The organism is Anaeromyxobacter dehalogenans 2CP-C (assembly GCF_000013385.1).
GTDB lineage: Bacteria > Myxococcota > Myxococcia > Myxococcales > Anaeromyxobacteraceae > Anaeromyxobacter > Anaeromyxobacter dehalogenans_B.
Genome location: NC_007760.1, coordinates 1,365,001 through 1,387,790, shown reverse-complemented (window position 1 = coordinate 1,387,790; position 22,790 = coordinate 1,365,001). Strand labels below are relative to the sequence as shown.

Annotated in this window: 17 protein-coding genes and 2 rRNA genes (1 of these 19 running past the window's edge); 16 read left to right on the top strand and 3 right to left on the bottom strand. The window is 76.0% G+C overall.

All coding sequences use genetic code 11. From position 1 onward, the window contains the following. The first annotated feature begins 27 nt into the window (after positions 1-27). From ADEH_RS06165 to ADEH_RS06090, 16 genes are all read left to right on the top strand, one after another. On the top strand, positions 28-1,515 hold the full coding sequence (locus tag ADEH_RS06165) for a CheR family methyltransferase (RefSeq protein ID WP_011420253.1): 1,488 nt from the start codon (positions 28-30) through the stop codon (positions 1,513-1,515). Then, a complete protein-coding gene (locus ADEH_RS06160) occupies positions 1,502-2,140 on the top strand; it encodes a chemotaxis protein CheW (protein ID WP_011420252.1) in 639 nt (212 codons plus the stop codon). The genes ADEH_RS06165 and ADEH_RS06160 overlap by 14 nt, the downstream gene beginning before the upstream one ends. Further along, positions 2,140-3,783, top strand: coding sequence for a methyl-accepting chemotaxis protein (locus ADEH_RS06155; RefSeq protein WP_011420251.1), 1,644 nt, complete (start codon positions 2,140-2,142; stop codon positions 3,781-3,783). Before ADEH_RS06160 ends, ADEH_RS06155 begins: the two co-directional genes overlap by 1 nt. Positions 3,784-3,798: 15 nt before the next feature. Further along, a complete protein-coding gene (locus tag ADEH_RS06150) occupies positions 3,799-5,919 on the top strand; it encodes a hybrid sensor histidine kinase/response regulator (RefSeq protein ID WP_011420250.1) in 2,121 nt (706 codons plus the stop codon). 2 nt (positions 5,920-5,921) lie between these two features. Beyond that, a complete protein-coding gene (gene cheB, locus ADEH_RS06145) occupies positions 5,922-6,950 on the top strand; it encodes a chemotaxis protein CheB (protein WP_011420249.1) in 1,029 nt (342 codons plus the stop codon). A gap of 60 nt (positions 6,951-7,010) precedes the next feature. Further along, on the top strand, positions 7,011-8,306 hold the full coding sequence (locus tag ADEH_RS06140; RefSeq protein ID WP_011420248.1) for a GAF domain-containing sensor histidine kinase: 1,296 nt from the start codon (positions 7,011-7,013) through the stop codon (positions 8,304-8,306). Between the two features lie 86 nt (positions 8,307-8,392). Continuing rightward, entirely contained in the window at positions 8,393-9,022 is a 630-nt protein-coding gene (locus ADEH_RS06135; protein ID WP_011420247.1) for a TetR/AcrR family transcriptional regulator, read from the top strand. A gap of 1 nt (position 9,023) precedes the next feature. Beyond that, complete coding sequence (locus ADEH_RS06130) at positions 9,024-9,995, top strand: HlyD family secretion protein (protein ID WP_011420246.1); 972 nt, start codon at positions 9,024-9,026, stop codon at positions 9,993-9,995. Between the two features lie 3 nt (positions 9,996-9,998). Continuing rightward, positions 9,999-11,135, top strand: a complete 1,137-nt coding sequence (locus tag ADEH_RS06125; RefSeq protein ID WP_011420245.1) for an ABC transporter permease — start codon at positions 9,999-10,001, stop codon at positions 11,133-11,135. After that, positions 11,132-12,355: an ABC transporter permease gene (locus ADEH_RS06120; RefSeq protein WP_011420244.1), complete on the top strand. Its 1,224-nt coding sequence runs from the start codon at positions 11,132-11,134 to the stop codon at positions 12,353-12,355. The genes ADEH_RS06125 and ADEH_RS06120 overlap by 4 nt, the downstream gene beginning before the upstream one ends. After that, a complete protein-coding gene (locus ADEH_RS06115; RefSeq protein ID WP_011420243.1) occupies positions 12,352-13,794 on the top strand; it encodes a TolC family protein in 1,443 nt (480 codons plus the stop codon). Before ADEH_RS06120 ends, ADEH_RS06115 begins: the two co-directional genes overlap by 4 nt. A gap of 116 nt (positions 13,795-13,910) precedes the next feature. After that, the gene (locus tag ADEH_RS06110; RefSeq protein WP_011420242.1) at positions 13,911-14,582 is read left to right on the top strand and encodes a TetR/AcrR family transcriptional regulator; all 672 of its coding nucleotides are present in this window, start codon (positions 13,911-13,913) and stop codon (positions 14,580-14,582) included. A 28-nt stretch (positions 14,583-14,610) separates the two neighbouring features. Continuing rightward, a complete protein-coding gene (locus tag ADEH_RS06105) occupies positions 14,611-15,741 on the top strand; it encodes an efflux RND transporter periplasmic adaptor subunit (RefSeq protein WP_011420241.1) in 1,131 nt (376 codons plus the stop codon). Continuing rightward, positions 15,738-18,854 carry an efflux RND transporter permease subunit gene (locus tag ADEH_RS06100; protein WP_011420240.1) on the top strand — a complete coding sequence of 1,039 codons (3,117 nt, stop codon included), beginning with the start codon at positions 15,738-15,740 and terminating at the stop codon, positions 18,852-18,854. The genes ADEH_RS06105 and ADEH_RS06100 overlap by 4 nt, the downstream gene beginning before the upstream one ends. A 38-nt stretch (positions 18,855-18,892) precedes the next feature. After that, the gene (locus tag ADEH_RS06095; RefSeq protein WP_041453357.1) at positions 18,893-19,318 is read left to right on the top strand and encodes an NUDIX hydrolase; all 426 of its coding nucleotides are present in this window, start codon (positions 18,893-18,895) and stop codon (positions 19,316-19,318) included. 69 nt (positions 19,319-19,387) lie between these two features. Then, on the top strand, positions 19,388-20,062 hold the full coding sequence (locus tag ADEH_RS06090) for a UdgX family uracil-DNA binding protein (protein WP_011420238.1): 675 nt from the start codon (positions 19,388-19,390) through the stop codon (positions 20,060-20,062). A gap of 8 nt (positions 20,063-20,070) precedes the next feature. Here ADEH_RS06090 and mtnP read toward each other — a convergent pair whose 3' ends face one another. From mtnP to ADEH_RS06075, 3 genes are all read right to left on the bottom strand, one after another. Next, positions 20,071-20,952: an S-methyl-5'-thioadenosine phosphorylase gene (mtnP, locus tag ADEH_RS06085; RefSeq protein ID WP_011420237.1), complete on the bottom strand. Its 882-nt coding sequence runs from the start codon at positions 20,950-20,952 to the stop codon at positions 20,071-20,073. A gap of 167 nt (positions 20,953-21,119) precedes the next feature. Then, positions 21,120-21,236, bottom strand: a 5S ribosomal RNA gene (gene rrf, locus ADEH_RS06080). A gap of 149 nt (positions 21,237-21,385) precedes the next feature. Continuing rightward, positions 21,386-22,790 (bottom strand): 23S ribosomal RNA (locus tag ADEH_RS06075); it runs 1,576 nt beyond the window's last position.

Sequence of the window (22,790 nt, the reverse complement as noted above, 5' to 3'; positions counted from 1 at the left end):
CGGTGCCCCGGCCGCGGGCCGCCGGCCATGAGCACGGGGTCCCCCCCGGGCGCCTGGTCGCATCCGGCCTTCGCCGAGATCGCGGCGGAGGTGGTGCGCCACGCCGGCCTCCGGATCCCCGCGCACCGCCGGCCGGAGGTGGAGGAGGCCGCGCGCCGCGCCATGCGCGCGGCCGGGCTCACCGACCCGCGCGCGTACGCGGATCGGCTCCGCGACGGGCGGCTCGCGGTGGCGGACCTCGTCGCCGCCGTCACGGTGGGTGAGACCTACTTCTTCCGGGATCCGCCGCAGCTCGCGCTGGTGCGGGACCGCGTCGTCCCGGCGCTCGCGGCGAGCCGCCCGGCCGGCCACGCGCTCCGGGCATGGAGCGCCGCGTGCGCCACCGGCGAGGAGGCGTACACGCTCGCGTTCACGCTGGAGCAGGCGGGCGTGGGCGAGCGCTCGCGGGTGCTCGGGACCGACATCTCGCGGCCGGCGCTGGCCCGCGCCCGCGCCGGCGCGTACGGCGACTGGTCGCTGCGCGGCCCCGAGCGCGCCACCGCCGCGCGCCTGCTGCGGCGCGAGGGCGGCCGCTGGAAGGTGCCGTCGCGCATCCGGGCGCGGGTCCGCTTCGAGTACCTGAACCTCGCCGACGCCACCTACCCGTCGCCGGGGACCGGCACCGCCGGCGTGGACCTCGTCCTCTGCCGCAACGCGCTCATGTACCTCGAGCGCGAGGTCGTGGCCGCCGTGGCGCGCCGCCTCCACGCCGCGCTCGCGCCCGGCGGCTGGCTGCTCACCGGGCTGGCGGACCCGCCGCTCGGCGGGCTCGCGCCGTTCGAGCCGGTGTCCACCGCGGCGGGCGTCGTCTACCACCGGCCCGCCGAGGCCGAGCCGGCCGCGCCGCGCGCCCGGCCACCGCGCCGCCCCGGCCGCCCGCAGGCGCCGGCGACCCCTCCCCCCGCCGCCGCGCCGCCGCCTCCCCCGCCTCCCCCGCCGGCGCCGGCGGCGGCGCGCCTCCCCGCGGCGGCCCCGGCGCCGGACCTGGCCGGCGCGCTCGACGCGCTCCGCCGCGGCGACTGGGGGGCCGTGCTGGACCGGGCCGGCGCGCTCCTCGCCACGCCGGAGGGCGCGGCCGCGCTGGTCCACGCCGCGGCGAACGCCGGCGACCCGCCGCGCGCGGAGGCGCTGGCGGCGCGCGCCGCCGAGGCCCACCCGCTCGCCGCGGAGCTGCACCTCCTCCACGCCGCGGTCCTCGCCGACGCGGGCCGGCTCGAGGGCGCGGTGGAGGCGCTACGCCGGTGCCTGTACCTCGACGCCGGGCTGGCGGTGGCGCACGCGCAGCTCGCCGGCCTGCTGGCGCGCGCCGGCGACCAGGCCGGCGCCCGGCGTGCGTGGCGGAGCGTCCGGCGCATCTGCGCCGCCCTCCCGCCCGACGCGCCGCTGCCGCTCGGCGACGGGCGGTGCGCGGGCCCCCTTTCCGAGGTAGCATCGGCGCAGCTCGAGCTGCTCGGCGGAGGCGATGACCGCGGGTGAACGAAGGCGCGCCGGCGCGCCGATCGACTGGAAGGACCTCGAGGAGCGGCTGGCCCGCGCCGCGGCGGCGCTGGGCTCCGGCGCGCGCCCGTCCGGCGAGGCCGCCCGCGCCGCGCTCCAGGCCCGCGCCCGCGCGCTCGCCGCGCCGCCGCCCGCCCCGCGCCCGGCCGGCGCGCGCCCGGTGCTGGCGTTCCGCCTGGGCGGCGAGCGGTACGCGCTCGAGACCGGGGTGGTCCGCGAGGTGGCGCGGCCGCCGCGGCTGGCGCGGCTGCCCGGGGCGCCCGCCTTCGTGGCCGGCCTCGCGAACCTGCGCGGCGAGCTGGTGGACGTGCTCGACGTCCGCGAGTACCTGGGCGCCCCGCCCGCGCCCGCCGGCGAGCGGACCCGCCTGCTCGTCCTCGGCGGCGAGCGCGCCGAGCTGGCGCTCCTCGCCGACGAGGTGGACGGGCTCGACGAGCTGGTCCCCGGCGACCTCCTCCCCGCCCCCGCCGCCCCCCGCCGCGCGCGGCCCGAGTACGTCCTCGGCGTCACCGCCGCGGGCCTGGCGCTGCTGGACGGCGCGGCCCTGCTCCGCGACCCGCGGCTCGCCGTGGACGCCCCTTCCCTCCCGACCGAGGTGACCTGATGCAGATGGAGATCCGCCGGACCCGCTCGCTCGGCTTCCGGCTCGGGGGCTCCGCCCTCGCGCTGTTCGCCGCCGCCGCGGGGCTCATCGGCCTGAACCTGTGGATGCTCTCCGGCCTGCACGGCGAGGAGGAGTGGACCGCCAAGCTGGTGGAGGGCGCGGTGCTGCGGTACCAGGCGCTGGACCTCTCCGAGCGGCTGTTCGACGCGCCCGCCGACCGCGCCCGCACCCGCGAGGCGCTGGTGCGCACCATGAGCGCGCTGGACGAGCGCTACCGGATCCTGCTCCAGGGCGACCCGGAGACCGGCACCGAGCCCATCCGCGATCCGCGCGTGGTGGCCTCGCTCCGGGCGCGCGAGGGCACGTGGACGAACGAGCTGCGCCCGCTGCTCGCCCGCGTCATGGCCGCGCCCGGGCGCGCCGAGGCGCAGGCGGACCTCGACCGCTTCCGCGAGATCCACGAGCGCTACCTGACCCAGCTGCAGGGCGACACGGCGGTCGCCGCGCAGGTGACGGCCGGCCGGGTGCGCCAGTTCCTGGTGGTGCAGGTGCTGTTCGCGATCCTGGTGATCGCCGTGCTCGCGGCGGTGCTGACGGTGACGCGCGGCACCACGCGCCGCATCGGCCGCCTCGCCGCCGCGGCGGACCGCCTGGCGGCGGGCGACCTGGAGGCCCGCGCCGCGGTGCCGGGCCAGGACGAGGTCGCCGCGCTCGGGCGCTCGTTCGACGCCATGACCGAGAAGGTCCGGAGCGGCCTCGCGAAGGAGCAGTCGATGCGGCGCCAGGTGGAGGCGCTGCTGGCGGCGGTGCGGGACACGGCCACGCGGCTCGCCACCGGCACGAACCAGATCGTCACCTCCACGAACCAGCAGGCCACCGGCGCGCAGGAGCAGGCGGGCGCCGTCACCGAGACGGTCGCGGTGGTCGAGGAGCTGGCGCAGATGTCCTCGCAGGCGGCGCAGCGGGCGCAGGCGGCGGCCGAGACGGCGCGGCGCTCCGACGAGATCGGGCAGGACGGCCGGCGCGCGGTGGAGCGCGCGGTGGGCTCCATGACCGCGGCGAAGGAGCAGGCCGACTCGGTGGCCGAGAGCATCGTCCGGCTCGCCGAGCAGACGCAGGCGGTCGGCGACATCGTCAACCTGGTGAACGAGATCTCCGACCAGACCAACCTGCTCGCGCTCAACGCCGCCATCGAGGCGTCGCGCGCCGGCGAGCACGGCAAGGGCTTCTCGGTGGTCGCGGCCGAGGTGAAGTCGCTCTCGGAGCAGGCCAAGAAGGCCACCGTGGAGGTGCGCCGCATCCTGGGCGAGATCCAGAAGATGGCGAGCCGCTCGGTGGTCTCGACCGAGCAGTACTCGAAGGGCATGGCCCAGGCCACCGAGGCGGCCCGCAGCGCCGGCGAGACCATCCACTCGCTGGCCGGGGCCATCGCCGAGCTGGCCGAGACCTCCAGCCACATGTCCGCCACCGCCACCCAGCAGGCCCAGGGGCTCGGCCAGATCAACCAGGCCATGCGCGACGTGAAGCAGACCACCGACCAGACGGTCCAGGCCATCCGCCAGACCGAGCAGGCGGTCCAGGACCTCTCCACGCTCGCGGTGCGGCTCACCCAGCTGCTCTCCGAGCCGGACCGGGCCGCCTAGCGCGCCGCGCCCGCCATGGACGCCGACCGCCTCCAGGCGCTGCTCCGCGCCACGTTCCTCGGCGAGCTCGAGGACCACGTGCGCAGCCTGACCGCCGACCTGCTCGCGCTGGAGCGCGCGCCCGCGCCGGACCGCGCCGAGCTGCTCCAGCGCATCTTCCGCACCGTGCACAGCGTGAAGGGCTCGTCGCGCGCGGCGAGCGTGGAGGCGGTGGAGGCGCAGGCCGCGCGCATGGAGCGGGCGCTGGCGGCCGCGCGCGAGCGGCCGCCGGACGAGGCGCGGCCGCTGGTGGACGAGCTGCTCGACGCGGTGGACGCCATCGAGGAGGCCGGGCGGCGGCTGCGCGGCCGCGGCGAGCGCGAGGGCGCGCCGCTCGAGGCGGTGGCGCGGCCCGCCGAGGCGCCCGGGGGCGGCGGGACGGGCTCGGTCCGCCTGGACGCGGCCCGGCTCGACCGGCTGCAGGCGCTCGAGGCCGAGCTGCGGGCCGCGCGCCACGCGGGCGAGGGCGCGCGCGCGCCGCTCGAGGCGCTGCAGGCGGAGGTCCGCCGCTGGCGGGCGGAGTGGGCCGAGGACGAGCGGGCGCTGCGCGACGCGCTCGCCCGCGCCGGCCCCGCGCCCGCCGCCCGGGCCGCCGCGGGCCGTCAGGCCGCGCGCCTGGCAAGGCTGGAGTCGGAGCTGGAGCGGATCTCCGCGGCGGCCGCCTCGGCGCGCCGCCGCGTGGCGCAGGCCGCCGAGCCGCTGGCGGACGAGCTCCGCGCGCTGCGGATGGTGCCGTTCGCCGAGGCCTGCGCCGGGCTGGAGCGCGCCGCGCGCGACGTGGCCCGCGGCGCCGGCAAGGAGGTGGACGTCTCGATCGCGGGCGGCGAGGTCGCGCTCGACCGCGCGGTCGCGGACGCGCTCCGGGCGCCGCTCCTGCACCTGGTCCGGAACGCGGTGGACCACGGGCTCGAGCCCCCCGCGGCGCGCGCCGCCGCCGGGAAGCCCGCCCGCGGCCGGATCGCCGTGACGGCGGTGCTGCGCGGGGGCGAGGTGGAGATCGCGGTCGAGGACGACGGCGCCGGCCTGGACCTGGACGCGATCCGGCGCCGGGCCGCGCGCGCCGGGCTGCCCGAGGCGGCGGACGCGCGGGCGCTGGCGCGGCGCGTGTTCCTGCCAGGCTTCACCACCGCGCCGCGGGTCACCGAGGTGTCGGGCCAGGGCGTGGGCCTCGACGCGGTCCGCGCCGCGGTGGAGGCGCTGCAGGGCGCGGTGGACGTGGAGACGCGGCCCGGCCACGGCACCCGCTTCGTGCTGGTGGTGCCGCTCACGCTGCTCGCGCTGCGCGCGCTGGTCGTCTCCTGCGGCGGCGAGTCGGTGGCCATCCCGGCGAGCCAGCTCCGGCGCCTGCTGCAGGTCCACCCGGAGGGCCTGCGGCCGCTGGGGGGGCGGGACACCGTGACGGTGGACGGCGAGCCGGTGCCGGCGGTCGCGCTCGCCGAGGTGCTGGGCCTGCCCGCCGCGGCGCCGGCCGGCGGGCGCGCGCCGCTGCAGCTCGCGGTGGTGGCCGCGGGCGGGCGCCCCGTGGCCCTGGCGGTGGACGCGCTCGTGGCCGAGCAGGAGCTCCGCGTGCGCGGGCTCGGCGCCCGGGTCCGCGCGCTGCCCCACCTCGCCGGCGCGGCGCTGCTCCCCGACGGCGGCGTGGCGCTCGTGCTGAACGTGCCGGCGGTGGTGGCCTCGGCGCTGGGCCGGCCCACCGCCTCGCTCGCGCCGGCCGCCGCGGCGCCGCGGCGGCGGCCGCGGGTCCTGCTGGTGGACGACTCGCCCACCACGCGCGCGCTGGAGCGCTCCATCCTGGAGACCGCCGGCTACCGGGTGGCGACCGCGGCCGACGGCGCGGAGGCGTGGGCCATCCTGGAGCGCGAGGGGGCGGACGCGCTGGTCGCGGACGTGGAGATGCCGCGCCTCGACGGCTTCGCGCTCACCGAGGCGGTCCGCGCCTCGCGGACGCTGGCGGCCATGCCGGTGGTGCTGGTGACCGCGCGGGAGGCCGACGCCGACCGCGCGCGCGGCCTGGCCGCCGGCGCCAGCGCCTACCTGGTGAAGAGCGCGTTCGACCAGCGGAGCCTGCTCGACACGCTGGAACACCTGCTGGGGTGACCATGATCCGCGTGCTCGTGGTGGAGGACATGCCCACCGCCCGCCAGCTGCTGGTGGGCATCCTCTCCGCCGACCCGGAGCTCGAGGTGGTGGGCCAGGCGTCGGACGGCGCGGAGGCGCTGGCGCTGGTGCGCGCGCTGCGGCCCGACGCGATCACCATGGACGTGATGATGATGCCGGTGGACGGCATCCAGGCCACCGCGCAGATCATGGCCGAGCGGCCCACGCCCATCGTCATCGTCACCTCGCTCGACGTGAACGAGGTGACGCTGTCGATGAAGGCGCTGGCCGCCGGCGCGCTCGCCGCGCTGCCCAAGCCGCGCGGCCCCGGCTCCCCCGGCTTCGCCGACGACGCCCGCCGGCTCGTCACCACGGTCAAGGCGATGAGCCGCGTGGCGCTGCTGCGCCGCCCCGAGCCGGCGCGCGCCGCCGCGCCGCCCCCGGCCGCGCCGCCCGACGTCCCCCGGGGCCGGGTGGTCGCGGTGGCCGCCTCCACCGGCGGGCCGGCCGCGCTGCAGCGGATCCTGGCCCGGCTCCCCGCCGCCCTCCCCGCGCCGCTGCTGGTGGTCCAGCACATCGCGCTCGGCTTCGCGGAGGGGTTCGCGCGCTGGCTCGCGTCCGCCGGCCCGCTCCCGGCGCGCGTCGCCCGCGACGGGCTGCTCCTCGAGCCGGGCGTGGTGCACGTCGCGCCCGACGACCGGCACCTGGGCGTGAGCGCGGACGGCACCCGCGCGACCGTCACCGACGCGGCGCCGGTGGGCGGCTTCCGGCCCTCCGGCACGCCGCTGTTCCGCTCGGTGGCGGCGGCCTACGGCGCCGGCGCGGTGGGCGTGATCCTGTCGGGCATGGGCCGGGACGGCGTGGAGGGGCTCGCCGATCTCCGGCGGGCCGGCGGGCGGGTCGTGGCGCAGGAGGCCGCCTCCTGCGCGGTGGACGGCATGCCGGGCGCCGCGCGGGCCGCGGGGCTGGCCGACGCGGTCCTCGCGCCGGATGCCATCGCCGACCGCCTCGCGCTGTGGCTCCGGCGCTGACGACCCTGGCCTCCCCGACAGGTTGTGTTCGTCCCACATGCGGCCTAGAGTCGCCTCCAAATGGACGCCACCCAGCCCCCTTCGGGTGCGCCCGATGCCGCCTCCCAGGCGGCGGCCGGCCTCGACGCGCGCGCGCAGCTCGAGGAGACGCAGCGCCGCCTCGCGTTCCTGTACGAGGTCACCGGCGCGCTCTTCGAGGACGCGCGCGGCCACCGCGCCACCCTGGGCAAGCTCGCCCGCCTGGTGGTGCCGCACCTCGCCGACTGGTGCCTGGTCCACCTGATCCGCGACGACCAGGCCGAGCGCGTGGCCGCCGAGCACTGGAACCCGGACCTCGCGCCGCTCGCGAGCACCCTGCCCCGCGCCGTCCCGCTCGGCGGTGCGCCGGCGCACGGGGTCGCCGCGGTGGTGGCGAGCGGGCGCGCCGAGCTGGTCCCCGACCCGCCGCCGCCCCGCGCCGGCGAGCCGGCCGACGTGGCCGCGCTGCGCCGGCTGCGCGCGCGGTCCTGGGTGGTCGTGCCGCTGCGGGTGCGCGGCCGGACCCGCGCGGTGATGACGCTCGCGTTCGCCGAGTCCACGCGGCGCTACGGCGCGCACGACCTGGCGCTGGCCGAGGACCTCGCGGCGCGGGCCGCCATGGCGCTCGAGAACGCGCTGCTCTTCGAGGAGGTCGAGCGCGCGGTCCGGGCCCGCGAGGACACGCTCTCGATCGTCTCGCACGACCTCAAGAACCCGATGTCGGCGCTGCTGCTCGGCATCCAGCGCCTGGCGCGCCTGGTGGACGAGCCGCGCCGCCCGCAGGGCGACGCGCTGCTCGCGAAGCTCGAGCGCACCGTCCGCGGCATGAACCGGCTCATCGAGGGGCTGCTGGACCTCGCCCGCATCGAGGCGGGGCGGCTGCAGCTCGATCGCCGCGCCGAGCCGCCCGCCGCGGTGGTGGCCCGCGCGACCGAGCCGCTCGAGGCGCTGGCCGCGGAGCGCCGGCAGCGGATCGCGGTGCGCCTCGCCCCCGACCTGCCGGTGCCGGCCTGGGATCCGGATCGCATCGCGCAGGTGATCGCGAACCTGGTCGGGAACGCGCTGAAGTTCGGGCCGGACGGCGAGGAGGTCGTGATCACCGCCGAGCGGCGCGGCGGCGCCGTGCGCTTCGCGGTGGTGGACCGCGGCCCCGGCGTCGCGCCGGACGTCCGCGACCACCTGTTCGACCGCTACTGGCAGCCGGCCGGCAGCCAGAAGCGCGGCCACGGCCTGGGCCTGTTCATCGTGCGCGGCATCGTCGAGGCGCACGGCGGCCAGGCCTGGGTCGAGAGCGAGCCGGGCCGCGGCGCGGCGTTCTACTTCGAGATTCCCTGCTGACGAGGGCTGGGGCCGTGCTGCCGACCAGGGCTGCGCCACGATGCCGCGTGCGCACGAAGTAACTAACTGGTTATATACTTGCCCGCATGGCGAAGGCTCCCCCACGCAGGCGCGACGCGCAGGCCACCCGGGCCGGGCTGCTGGAGACCGCCGGCCGCGCCTTCGCGGAGCACGGCTACGACGGCGCGCGCATCGACGACATCGCGGCGCGCGCCGGCGTGAACAAGCGGATGATCTACGCCTACTTCGGCGACAAGGACGGCCTGTACCGCGCCGTCCTCGACGCGCACCTGACGCTCGCGCTCGCGGCCGCGGATCCCACGCCCGCCGGGGCGCGCGCGGCGCCGCGCGAGGAGGTGGAGGCGCTGGTGCGCCGCTTCTTCGCGTTCCTCTCCGAGCACGAGGACTTCGTGCGGCTGATGGGCTGGGAGGCGCTCTCGCGCGCCCGCCGCGGCCGCAGGCTCCTCACCGACCGGATCGCCGCGAACCTCGACGCCATCCACGCGGTGCTCCGGCGCGGCGTCGCCCAGGGCGCCTTCCGCGCCGACCTGGATCCGCGGACGTTCACCATGAGCGTCGGCGCGCTGTTCCTCGGCTACTTCATGCAGCGCCCGTTCCTGGAGGCGCTGTGGTCCACCGACCTGCGCGCGGTCCGCGCGCGCGAGGCCGTGCTGCGCGACTTCGTGCGCCTCCTGCTCGACGGAATCGGAGCCTGAGATGACCCGCCGCCTCCTCCCCTTGCTCCTCGCGCCCGTCGCGCTCCTGGCCGCCTGCGGCCAGCGCGCGCCGGCGCCCATCACCGGCCTCGTGGACGCGACCGAGATCGACGTCGCCTCGAAGATCCCCGGCCGCGTGAAGGCGCTGGCGGTGCGCGAGGGCGACCCGGTGAAGGAGGGCCAGGAGCTCGTCACCATCGAGAGCCAGGAGGTCGCCGCGAAGATCGACCAGGTGAAGGCGGCGGTGGACGCCGCCCGCGCCCGGCTGCAGATCGCCGAGCGCGGCGCGCGCGCCGAGGAGCGGCAGCAGGCGCGCCGCGCGCTCGACACCGCCCGCAGCCAGCTGGAGGTCGCCACCAAGGCGCACGAGCGCGCCACCGCCCTGCTCGCCACCGGGACCATCACCCAGGCCGCCTTCGACGAGGCCGACTTCAAGTTCAAGGCCGCCCGGGACCAGCTCGCGGTGGCGCAGGCCCGCCACGACCTGGTGATCAAGGGCGCCCGCGCCGAGGAGGTCGAGGCGCTGCGCGCGCTGGTCCGCCAGGGCCAGGGCAGCCTGGCCGAGGTGGAGAGCTACGGCCGCGAGACGGTCCAGACCGCGCCCATCGGCGGCGAGGTGGCGAAGATCCTGGTCCACCGCGGCGAGCTCGCCGCCACCGGCTACCCCATCCTCACGCTCGTGGACCGGAGCGACGCCTGGGCGGTGTTCCCGGTCCGCGAGGACCTGCTCGGCGCGGTGAAGGTCGGGACCGAGCTCGACGTCGAGGTCCCGGCGCTGCGCCGGCGCCTCCCCATGACCGTGTTCTCGGTGGCCCCGCTCGGCGACTTCGCCACCTGGCGCGCGACCGGCGAGAAGGGCAGCTTCGACCTGCGCACGTTCGAGGTGAAGGCCCGGCCGCGCCAGCCGGACCCCGAGCTGCGCCCCGGCATGACCGCGCGCTTCGCGCCCGCCCTGCCCGCGGCCCGGAGGTGAGCCGTGGGGTTCCGCGCCGCCTTCCTCGCGCACCTGCGGGCGCTCGCCGCCAGCCCGCGCTACCGGCTGATGCTGGCCGTGTTCCTGGGCGCGAGCTGGCTCACCATCGCCACCTATCGGCAGGGCGTGATGCGCGAGCTCCCGATCGCCGTCCTCGACCTGGACGGCACCGGCCCCTCCCGCACCGTGGCCCGGTACCTCGACGCCACCCCCGAGCTCCGCGTGCTCACGGATCCGCCCCCCACGCTCGAGGCCGCGCAGGAGGCGCTCGACCGCGGGGCGCTGGCGGGCGTGGTCCTGGTGCCCGACGGCTTCTCGGCGGACCTGAAGCGCGGGCGCCGCGCCGAGATCCTCGCCGCGGTGGACATGAGCAACGTGCTCGTCGGGCGCACCGCCTCGCGCACGATCGCGAAGGTGCTCGCGACGGTGTCCGCGGGCGTCGAGCTGGGCGTGCTCCAGAAGCTCGGCACCGCGCCCTCGGCCGCGCTCGCGAAGGCGGCGCCGGTGGTGGTCACCGAGGCGATGTCGCGCAACCCGGGCGCCAGCTTCGCCGTGTACCTCGCCCCGGCGTTCGCGCTGTTCTTCGTGCACCTCGCGACGCTGTTCCTGGCCTGGTCGGTGATCTGGCCCGCCGCCCCGGGGCGCCGCCCGGCCGAGGCGCTGGGCCGGTGGGCGGCGGTGCTGGCGGTGTCGCTGGCCCTGGCGCTCCTGTCCACCTACGGCCTGCTGCGCATCGACGGGATCCGCCCCGCGAGCCCGTTCCCGGTGGTCGCATGCTCGCTGCTCGCGCTCGTGGGAGCGGAGCTCCTGTTCGCGGCGGCGCTCGCGGCGCTGCTCGGCGGCGGCCCGTTCGCGTTCCAGTCCACGGTGCTGCTCGGGATGCTCTCGCTCATGTTCTCCGGGCTCACCTGGCCCTGGGACGTCATCCCCGGGCCGATCCGCGCGGTCGCGAGCGCGCTCCCGTTCACCCCCTTCGGCCGCGCGCTGCGGATCTTCCTGCACGAGCCCGCCGCGCTGCGCGATCTGGCGGGCCCGCTCGGCTGGCTCGCGGCGCAGGCCGCGGGCTTCGCGGCGGTGATCGCGGCCTCGAGGGCGGCGCGGGCGCTGGTGGCCCGGGCGCGCGCCCGGAGGACCGCATGACCGCCCGGGCGTGGCAGGACGTGCTGCGCGCGAGCGCGCGCGAGGAGCGGGGGCGGATCTTCCGGGAGCGGTCGATCCTGCTCGTGCTCGTCGCGATCCCCCTGCTCTACCCGGTGATCGTCGCGTACCTCTACCACGCGGAGGACGCGCGCGACCGGCCGGCGCTGCTGCTCGACCTGGACGGCTCGGCGCTCTCCCGCCGCGTGGCCCTCGAGCTCGAGGCGACCCCGGAGCTCCGCGTCGCACGGCGCGTCGCCTCGCTCGACGACGGCATGGCCGCGCTGCGCCGGGACGAGGCCGAGCTCCTGGTGGTCGTCCCGCCCGACTTCTCGCGCCGGCTGAAGCGCGGCGAGCAGGCCCAGCTCGCGGTGTGGGCCGGGGGGGCCAACATGTACACGTGGGCCATCGCCTACCCGGCCGCGGTCACGGTCGCCGGCGCCACCGGCGCGCGGGTGCGGGCCGCGGCGTTCCTCGCGAAGGGGATGCCTCCCGCGGTGGCCCGCGCCCGCGCCGCGCCCATCGCGACCGGCGACCGGCTGCTGTACCACCCCACCGGCTCCTACGGCCGCTACCTCGCCGCCGGCATCTTCCTGGTGGTGCTCCAGCAGCTGGTGGTGGTCTCGCTCGCGTTCAGCGCCGGCGCGCGCCTCGAGGCCGGGCTGCCGCCCGCGGGCCGCGAGCCGCTCCCGCTGGCGCGGCTGCTCGGCATGGCCGCGGCCCACGCGCCGTTCTGGCTGGCCGGGGTCGTGTTCATCGGGCTCGTGCTCATGCCCGCCATGGGATGGGCCGGCCCGAGCGTCCTCGCCACCGCCACGCTGCTGCTGGCGTTCGCGGTGGTGATGGTCCCCGTGGCCATCGGGCTGGCCAGCCTGGCGCGCGACCGGATGGGCACGTTCCAGCTCCTGATGTTCTTCTCGGTGCCGCTCTTCCTCGCGTCCGGGTTCACCTGGCCTCCGGGCCAGCTCCCGCGCGCGGTCGAGCTCGCCACCGCCGTGTTCCCGGCCACCCCCGCGCTGCGGGCCCTGCGGGTGCTGGTCATGAAGACCGGCGACCTCGGCGCCGTCGCGCCGCAGCTCGCCTGGCTGGGGGCGCTGCTCGTCCTCCACTCCGCGGTGGCGGCGCTCGTGGTCCACCGCGCCTCCCTGGCGCGCCGCCTCTCCGCCCTGCGACGGAAGCCCGGTGCCGAGCCGCCTGCCGCCCTCCCCAGGAGCACCCCATGATCTCCCCCGCCCTGCTCGCCCTCGCGCTCGCCGCGGCCGCGGACGCCGGCGCAGGCGTACCCCTGGCCGCGGCCGAGGCCGCCACCCCGCCGCCGGTGCTCACGCTGGACGCGGCCTTCCGCCGAGCCCGCGAGGCCAGCCTCGAGCTGCGCATCGCCGGCGAGCGGCTGGCGCAGGCGCGCACGCTCGCGCGGAAGGCGTGGAGCCACTACCTGCCGCAGGTGACCGCGGGCGGCTCGTACGCCTGGAACTCCGAGGACGTGGTGCTCGACCTGCCCACCAGCTTCGCCATCCGCGACCTGGGCCGGCCCACCAGCGCGCCGCGCGCGGCGCTCCCGCCCTACGACCCCGGCCGCCCGTTCTCGCCCGTCAACCTGCCCGGCGAGGCGACCACCCTCGCGCTCGTCCCGACGTCGGTCGAGGAGCTGGAGCTGCAGCGGAGGACGCAGTACGGCGTCCAGGCCGAGGTGCGGCAGGCGCTGCTGGCCCCGCGGCTCTGGCCGGCCATCCGCAACGCGTACCTGGCCGAGGAGGTGGCGGGCGCGCAGGTCGCCGACACCCGCCAGAAGCTGCTGTACGGCGTGGCGCAGCTCTACTACGGCGCGGCGACCCTCCGCGAGGCGGTCGCCGTCCAGGAGCGCACGCTCGAGACCTGGCGCCGGCACGAGACCGACGCCGAGCACCTCGTGGCCCAGGGCGCCGCGCCGCGCCTGGCGCTGCTGAAGGCGCGCACCGATCGCGCCCGCGCCGAGCAGGAGCTGATCCGGACGCGCAACGCGTACGCGGCGGCCCGGCTCGCGCTCGCGACGCTGCTGGATCGCGACGCGGACTTCGACGTGGAGCGTCCGCCCGAGCCGCCGGCGCCGTCCGCCGGCGCCCGGGAGCAGGAGGAGCGCGCGGCCCGCCGGCCCGACGTGGAGGCCGCCCGCGGGCGGCTGGCGCTGGCGCAGGGCCAGCGCCGCGAGGCCGCCGCCGCGTACCTCCCGACGCTGGGCGTGAGCGGGACCTGGCGCTGGGCCAGCATCACCGGCTTCACCGGCGAGCACGCCGGCTGGACCGTGATGCTCGGCCTCCAGTGGACGCTCTTCGACGGCGGCCGGCGCGAGGCGGAGCTCGCCGACGCGGGCCACCGCGCGGCCGAGGCCGACGCGGCGCTCGCGCTCGCCTCGAACAAGGCCCGCGACGACGTCCGGCGCGCCCGGCTGGACCTCGACAGCGCGGCGGCGGCCGCGCGGAAGGCCGAGGAGCAGGCCGCGCTGGCGCGCGAGGCGCTGGAGCAGGCGCAGCGGGCGCACGCGGCCGGCGCGGCCACCTACCTCGAGGTCGCGGACGCCACCAGCGCCGCGTCCTCCGCCGAGCTCGGCCTGGTCGCGGCCACGCTCGACGCCCGGCTGGCGCGCCTCGCCCTGGCACGCGCGGACGGCACGTTCGATCCGTGACGGCGCCGCCCGGGCACGGCGAGGCCGCCGGCCCGCCCGGGTTCGCGCGGAATTCCTGACCCGTCGGTCAGCGACCGTTGCGATCGCGCGCGCGGCGCCGTACAACGGGCGTCGCCATGGCCCGCCGCCCAGCCCCTGGCGCCCACGAGGCGCTGCTCGAGGCCGCCCGCGAGGAGATCTGCCGCCACGGGCTCGCGCGCGCCCGCGTCGAGGACATCGCGCGCCGCGCCGGCATCTCCAAGGGCGCCTTCTACCTGCACTTCCGCACCAAGGACGCGGCCTTCGCGGAGCTCGTCCAGCGGCTCTACGGCGCGCTCGAGGAGCAGACCCGGCGCCGCGAGGAGGCGGAGCGCCGCTTCGACCGGGAGCACGGGGACGAGGACGGCCCGGCGCTGCTGCGCGCCCAGCTCGAGTTCGAGGTGCAGGTGGACCTGGAGTCGCTCGAGCTGCTCTGGCGCAACCGCCACGTGATCCGCGCGCTGGAGGCGGCCGGGCCGGCGTGGACCCGCGGCCTGGCCGACTTCCGGCGGCGCCTGCAGCGTGCCCTGCGCGATCGCATCGCCGCGAAGCAGGCCGCCGGCCGCCTCCGCCGCGACATCGACCCCTCCGCCGTGGCCGACCTGCTGGTCGGCACGTACGAGGGCTTCGTGCGGCGGACGGCCGAGCTGCGCCAGAAGCCGGATCTCGCCGGGTGGGCGCGCTCCTTCCTGACCATCTTCTACGAGGGCATGGCGGGGCCGGCCGCGCGCGCCGCGCCGCCCCCTCGCACCCGCCGCGCTACAACCTGACCCGCCGGTCAGCATCGGAGATCCGCACATGCCGCCGCTCCGCCCCGCCCTGCTCCTCGCGCTCGCCGCGGCCGCCTGCGGCCGCCGCGGCGCCGATCGGCCCCCGCCGCCTCCCGCGCCGGCGACCGCCCCCGCGCCCGCCCCCGCGCCCGCCGCCGGACCGGCGGCGGCCGCCGCGCACCTCGCCGCCCCGGAGCGCGTCCGCTTCGCGCCGCGCGTCACCGCCACCGGGACCCTGAAGGCGCGCCAGGCCTCGGTCCTGGCGGTGAGCGTGGCCGGCACGCTGGAGCGCGTCGCCGTGCGCCGCGGGCAGGAGGTGCGCGAGGGGGCGCTGCTGGCCGTGCTCGACACCGGCGCCGCCTCCGCGGCGGTCCGGCAGGCCGAGGCCGCGGTCGCGGCCGCCCGGGCGCAGCTCGCGCTGGCGGAGGACGCCCTCGCGCGCACCGAGCGGCTCCGCCGCGAGGAGGGGGCCTCGGAGGCCCAGGCCACGCAGGCGCGGGCCCAGCGCGACCTCGCCGCCGCGCACCTCGCCGCGGCCCAGGCGCAGGCGGAGCAGGCGCGGGTCCACCTCTCCCACCACCGGCTGGTCGCGCCCTTCGCCGGGGTGGTCACGCGCGTGCCGGACGGCGTGGGCATCACCGTGTCGCCGGGCGTCCCGCTGGTCACGCTCGTCACCACGCGCGAGCTGGTGCTCGAGACCTCCCTCACGCAGTCGGAGGCCGCCGAGCTCCGGCCCGGCGCCCGCGTGGCCGTGTCGCTCCCCGGCATCGGGGCGCGCACGGCGGACGCGGTGGTGACGGTGGTGGTCCCCGCGGTGGACGCGGCCACGAACCGCGTTCCGGTGGAGATCGCGGTCCCCAATCCCGACGGCCGCTTCCTCGCGAACGCGTACGCGCGCGCCGACCTGCCCCGCGGGGCGGAGCGCGACGCCTTCCGCGTGCCCGCGCCGGCGCTGGTGCAGCGCACCGGCGGCCACGCGGTGTGGGTGGCCGGCGCGGACGGCAAGGCGCGGGCCCTGCCGGTGCGCCTGCTCGCCGAGGAGGGCGAGACCGCGGTGATCGTGCCGGAGGGCGGCGCCTGGCCGGAGGGGCTGCGCGTCGTCACCGACCCGCCGGTCGGGCTGGCCGAGGGCACGGCGCTGGCGCAGGTGCGCGGATGACGCTCTCCGACGTCGCCATCCGCCGGCCGGTCTTCACCGCCATGATGTCGGTGACGCTGGTCGTGCTCGGCCTGCTCGGCCTGCGCCGGCTGGGCACCGACCTCTACCCCGACGTCAGCATGCCGTTCGTCACCGTCACCACCACCTACCCCGGCGCGAGCCCGGGCGACGTCGAGGAGAACGTCACCCGTCCCATCGAGGACGCGGTCTCGTCCATCGCCGGGATCGACAAGGTCTTCTCGTCCTCGCGCGAGGACGTGTCGCTGGTGTTCATCGAGTTCGAGCTGTCGGTCCCGCTGGGCGAGGCGGTCCAGAACGTCCGCGACAAGGTGGGCATCGCGCAGGGGGAGCTGCCGCTCGGCGCCCGCGCGCCGGTGATCGCGCAGTACGACGTGGCGGCGCAGCCGGTGCTCGTGTTCTCGGCGGCGTCCGGCCAGGATCCCGTCGCGCTCCGCGAGAAGCTGGACGACCAGGTGCGCCCGCGGCTCGAGCAGCTCGAGGGCGTGGCGGCGGTGCGCATCGTGGGCGGGGCCGAGCCGGAGGTCTCGGTGGACCTGTTCCGCGACCGGCTCCGCGCGGTCGGGCTGGACCCGGACGCCGTGTTCCGGCGCATCCAGGGCGAGCACCTCGACCTGCCCGGCGGGAAGTTCCCGGCCGGCGACGGCGAGGTCGGCATCCGCGTGCGCGGCGAGTTCCGGGACGTGGACGCGCTCCGCCGGATGCCGGTGACCGCGGCGCAGGACGGCTCGCTGGTGCGCCTCGCCGAGGTGGCGCTGGTGCGCAAGGGCGCCAAGGAGCCGAAGACGCTGGTCCGCACCGACGGCGTGGACGCGGTCGCGGTCGAGGTGGTGAAGCAGGCCGGCGCGAACTCCGCCGCGGTCGCGAACGAGGTGAAGCGGCTGCTGCCCGAGCTACAGGCCGAGCTCGGCTTCCGGGCGCAGGTCCTGGTGGACCAGTCGGTGATCATCGAGGCCAACGCGCACGAGGTGTGGGTCGCCATCTTCTTCGGCGGCGCGATGGCCGTGCTGATCATCCTGCTGTTCCTGCTGGACGTGCGCGGCACCGTCATCTCCGCGCTCGCCCTGCCGACCTCGGTGGTGGGCACGCTGTTCGTGATGTACTGGATGGGCTTCTCGCTGAACCAGCTCACCCTGCTCGGCCTCTCGCTCGCGATCGGCCTGCTCATCGACGACGCGGTGGTGGTCCGCGAGAGCATCACCCGCCGGCTCGAGGCCGGGGAGCCGCCGCCGGTGGCGGCCAGCCGCGGCACGCAGGAGATCGCGCTGGCGGTGATGGCGACCACCTTCACCCTGGTGGCGGTGTTCGTGCCGGTCGCGTTCATGCAGGGCATCACCGGGCAGTTCTTCCGCCAGTTCGGGCTCACCATCACGGTGGCCGTGCTCATCTCGCTGTTCGTGGCGTTCACGCTCGACCCGATGCTCTCGGCGCGGTTCGTGCGCGCCCACGTCCCGGGCCAGGAGCGGCGGGAGCACCCGGTGGCCCGGCGGATCCGCGCCGCCTTCGACGCGAACGATCGCGTGTACGCGCGCACGCTGGACTGGGTGCTCCGGCACCGCGCCCTCACCTTCGCGGCGGCCGCGTTGCTGTTCCTGGCCAGCCTGGTGGTGGCCCCGCTGCTCGGGTCCGAGTTCGCGCCCAAGGAGGACCGCAACCAGCTCATCGTGAACCTGGAGTACCCGCCGGGCACCAGCCTCGCCACCGCCTCCCGGCGGAGCGCCACCCTGGAGGAGCGCGTGCGCGCGCTGCCCGGCGTGACCGCGGTCTACGCGACCATCGGCTACCAGGAGGACCCGCGGCAGGTCCGCTGGCGCGTCAATCTCGTGGACAAGAACGCGCGCCCCGACGGCGTCGAGACGTACAAGGCCTGGATCCGCGGCGTCCTCGCCGCCGACGAGCGGCTCGCGACCCGGGCCGTCTCGGACCCGCCCATGCTGGAGGGCATCGGCGACTTCCCGCCGGTGCTCATGCACGTGACCGGGCGCGACTTCGCCCGGCTCCGCGAGGAGGCGGAGCGCCTGGTCGCGGCGATGCGCGAGATCCCTGCGCTCACCGACATCCAGCTCAAGGACTCGCCGGGCAAGCCCGAGCTGCAGGTCGAGGTGGACCGCGAGGAGGCGGCGCGGCTGGGCGTCCCGGCCGGCGCGGTCGCGCTGCAGGTGCGCCTGGCCACGCAGGGCGAGGTCGCGGGCAAGCTGCGCGAGGGGCGGCGCGAGTCGGAGATCCGCGTGCGGCTGGCCGGGGACGACCGGGAGTCGCGCGGCGCGCTCGACGGGATGTGGATCTCGACGCCGCGCGGGCCGGTGGCGCTCGCGCAGCTCGCGCGGCTCGAGCGCTCGACCAGCCCGGCCGTGATCGAGCACCAGCGGCGCGAGCGCAGCATCTCGGTCTGGGCGCAGATCGCCCCGGGGTACGACCTGGGCGGCGCGGTGCAGGCGCTCCGCGCGAAGGTGGGCGCGCGCCCGCTGCCGGCCGGCTACGCGTACATCTGGGACGGCATGCAGAAGGAGCAGGCCGAGTCGCAGGCGAACATGGGGATGGCGCTGCTCATCGCGGTGGTGTTCATCTTCATCGTCCTGGCGAGCCAGTTCGAGTCGTTCGTCCACCCGTTCACCATCATGCTCTCGCTCCCGCTCGCCATCGTGGGCGCGGTGCTGGGGCTGGGGATCGCCGGCCAGACGGTGAACCTCGGCTCGCTCATCGGGATCATCCTGCTGATGGGGCTCGTCACGAAGAACGCCATCCTGCTGGTGGACGGGGCGCTGCAGCACCTCCGCGAGGGCGACGACCCGGAGACCGCGGTGCGCAGGTCCGGCCCGCGCCGGCTTCGCCCCATCCTCATGACGAGCGGCGCGATGATCCTGGGGATGCTGCCCACCGCGCTCGGGAAGGGCATGGGCAGCGAGTTCCGCGCGCCCATGGCCATCGCCGTCATCGGCGGCGTGATCACCTCCACCATGCTGACGCTGTGGGTGGTGCCGGTGGTCTTCGTGTGGGTGGAGAAGCTGCGCCGCCGCGGGCGCCGCGGGCCGCGCGCCGTCGCCGACGCGCCGGAGCCGCCGGCCGCGCGCGATCGGGCCGCCGGCGGGGCCTAGCTCCCGCGGTCCTGCGCCCGGTGGCATACTGCGCGCCCATGTCCGAGCGCCGCGCCTTCTCGACGTCCGTGTTCTGCCGCCACGGCGGCGCCGTCCTGCTGATCCGCCACCGCCGGCTCGGGACCTGGCTGCCGGTGGGCGGCGAGCTCGAGCCGGGGGAGACGCCGCTCGAGGGCGCCGTGCGCGAGCTGCGCGAGGAGACCGGCCTGGCCGGACGCTTCCCGGCGGGGCTCGGCGTGGACGGCTCGCCCCCGGGGCTCATCGGCTACGAGGAGCACCCGGCGGGCTCGAAGGGGCTGCACCTCAACTTCGCGTTCGTGGCGGACGTGCCGGGCCGCGAGCTCGCCGCCTGCGACGAGTGGGACGCCGCCCGCTGGGTCACCCGCGGCGAGCTCGCGTCGCTGGAGTGCCCGGCGAACGTCCGCCAGCTCGCGGCGCTGGCGCTCGACGCGCCCGCCGCCTAGCCGGCGCCCGTACTCTCTCGGCCCCTCGGGTCGCGGGCGTCCCCGCCGGCGCGGCCCCATGTTGTCCGCATGCCCCGGCGCGCTCCGCCGGGCGGCACCGCCGCCCCGCTCGTCCCCCGTCGCGCCACGCTGCCGGCGCTCCGCCGCGCCGCCGCAGGCTGCACCGCGTGCCCGCTGTGGGAGCGCGGGACGCAGACCGTGTTCGGCGCCGGAGCGCCGCGCGCGACCGTGATGCTGGTGGGCGAGCAGCCCGGCAACGACGAGGACCGGGCCGGCGAGCCGTTCGTCGGCCCCGCCGGCCGGCTGCTGGATCGCGCGCTCGCCGCGGCCGGCCTGGACCGGCGCGACGCCTACGTCACCAACGCGGTGAAGCACTTCAAGTGGGAGCCGCGCGGCAAGCGCCGCATCCACCAGAAGCCGAGCGCCGGGGAGGTGCGCGCCTGCCTCCCCTGGCTCGAGGCGGAGCTCGCGGCGGTGCGGCCGCGCGCGGTCGTGTGCCTGGGCGCCACCGCCGCGCAGGCGCTGCTCGGGCGCGGCTTCCGGCTGACGGAGCGGCGCGGGCAGCCGGTGCCCTCCCCGCTCGCGGAGATCGTCGTCGCGACCCTGCACCCGTCGGCCGTGCTGCGCGCCCCCGACGACGCGGCCCGGCGAGCGGCGCTGGCGGGCCTGGTCGCCGACCTGGCGCGCGTCGCCGCGCTGCTGCGCCGCGCCCCGTCGCCGGAGCCGCCCGCCGCCGGCGCCTGACCGCCGGCTCAGCCGGCCAGGTACTTCTCGAGGATGGGGCGCAGCTTCTCGCGGGTGGCGGGCGCGATCCGGCTGCGGTCCGACCAGATCGCGAGCGCCAGCGCCGACTGGCACGCGCACGGCTTCTCGAGCGCGGCGACGTGCGGGATGGCGCGGCGGATCAGCTCGATCGCGTTCTGGGTCGCCGACTTCACGTTCCCCAGGATCTCCTCGATGAGCTTCGCCTGGTCCACCGAGGCCGGGTGCGGCTTCCAGCAGTCGTAGTCCGTCGGGAGCGCCACGAGCGCGTAGCAGAGCTCCGCCTCGCGCGCGAGCTTCGCCTCGGGCATCACGGTCATGCCGATGAGCGAGGCCCCCCAGCTGCGGTGCAGCTCGCTCTCGGCCCGCGTGGAGAACTGCGGGCCCTCCATGCAGACGTACGTCCCGCCCTGGTGGACGCGGGCCGGGAACCCGGTGCCGGCCTTCACGAGGACGTTGCGCAGCGTGGTGCAGAACGGCGCCGCGAACTCCACGTGCACCGCGAGGTCGTCGAAGAACGTGCCGGCGCGGCGGAAGGTCCTGTCGATCACCTGATCCGGGATGACCAGGTTGCGCGGCGCCACCTCCTCGCGCAGGCTCCCGACCGCGCCGCTCGCGAGCACGTGGGTCACGCCCAGCGACTTCAGCGCCCAGATGTTCGCGCGGTACGGGACCTGCGACGGGTTGAGCATGTGCCCCTCCCCGTGCCGCGGGAGCAGCGCCAGCGGCACCCCGCCCACCTCGGTGAGCGTGATGGGCGCGGACGGCCTGCCGAACGGCGTGTCCAGCTCGCGGACCTCGCCGCCGCCGAGGGCGCCGAGCGCCTCGCCCAGCCCCGTCCCCCCGATCACCCCGACCATCGCGCGCGCCATCGAGTCCCTCCGTCGCCGCGGCTGCGGCGAAAGGGCGAGTATACCCGCCCGGACGCCTTCCCTGGCAGGCATCGGCCGTGGCGCGCCGCACCGGGCCGCCCGACGTACGCAATGCGCGCCAAAAGAAAAAGCCCGCCAGAGCGGATTGCTCTGGCGGGCACGAAAAGATGCGGCAGCGACCTACTCTCCCACACCGCTTCCGGTGCAGTACCATCGGCTCTGGTGGGCTTAACTACCGTGTTCGGGATGGGAACGGGTGTGACCCCACCGATATAGCCACCGCAAACCTTTGAAAGAACGTGAGGCGTGTCGCCTCTCGACAACCGTTACGAAGGGAAAAGAAGAGCACCGCACCGCGGGGCCGCAGAGGGCCGCACTTCTACAAGGAATTCGATCTCGACCTCGAGCAGGTCGCCTACGACCTGAGAAAAGGGAGACCAAGCCGCACGCCCTATTAGTACCGGTCAGCTGAGCGCCTCACAGCGCGTACACCTCCGGCCTATCGACCTCGTCGTCTTCGAGGGGGCTTCAGGGGCTTGCGCCCGGGAGAAGTCGTCTTGAGGTTGGCTTCCCGCTTAGATGCTTTCAGCGGTTATCCGTTCCGCACATAGCTACCCAGCGATGCCTCTGGCGAGACAACTGGTACACCAGCGGTGCGTCCATCCCGGTCCTCTCGTACTAAGGACAGATCCTCTCACTTCTCCTACGCCCACGGCAGATAGGGACCAAACTGTCTCACGACGTTTTGAACCCAGCTCGCGTACCGCTTTAATTGGCGAACAGCCAAACCCTTGGGACCTGCTCCAGCCCCAGGATGCGATGAGCCGACATCGAGGTGCCAAACCGCGTCGTCGATGTGAACTCTTGGACGCGATAAGCCTGTTATCCCCAGAGTACCTTTTATCCGTTGAGCGATGGCCCTTCCATACAGAACCACCGGATCACTATGACCTGCTTTCGCACCTGCTCGACCTGTCGGTCTCGCAGTCAAGCTCCCTTATGCCATTGCACTCGACGCCTGGTTTCCAATCAGGCTGAGGGAACCATAGCGCGCCTCCGTTACCTTTTGGGAGGCGACCGCCCCAGTCAAACTACCCACCAGCCATTGTCCCCAACCCCGATGAGGGGTCCAGGTTAGACACCAGAAATCGACAGGGTGGTATTTCACCGTTGCCTCCCCCCGAGCTAGCGCCCAGGGTTCATAGGCTCCCACCTATCCTACACAATCAATTCCTAGTGTCAGTGGCAAGTTGTAGTAAAGGTTCATGGGGTCTTTCCGTCTTGCCGCGGGTAAACTGCATCGGCACAGCTATTTCAATTTCGCTGAGTCCCTGGTCGAGACAGCGCGGAAGTCGTTACGCCTTTCGTGCAGGTCGGAACTTACCCGACAAGGAATTTCGCTACCTTAGGACCGTTATAGTTACGGCCGCCGTTTACCGGGGCTTCGGTTCATCGCTTTGGCCTTGCGGCCTGACGAATCTCCTTAACCTTCCGGCACCGGGCAGGCGTCAGACCCTATACATCCACTTGACGTGTTTGCAGAGTCCTGTGTTTTTGTTAAACAGTCGCTACCGCCATTTCGCTGCGACCCAGCATTGCTTCGGGAGCAAGTCCCTACACAATCCCGGGCCCACCTTCTTCCGAAGTTACGGTGGAAAATTGCAGAGTTCCTTGACCAGAGTTCTCTCAAGCGCCTTAGGATTTTCTCCTCGCCCACCTGAGTCGGTTTGCGGTACGGGCGCCTCGTTGACTCCACGCGGGGATTTTCTAGGAAGCATGGGATCACGCACTTCAGGCCTTGCGGCCACGTCATCACCTCTCGGCGTTAACGGCGTCAC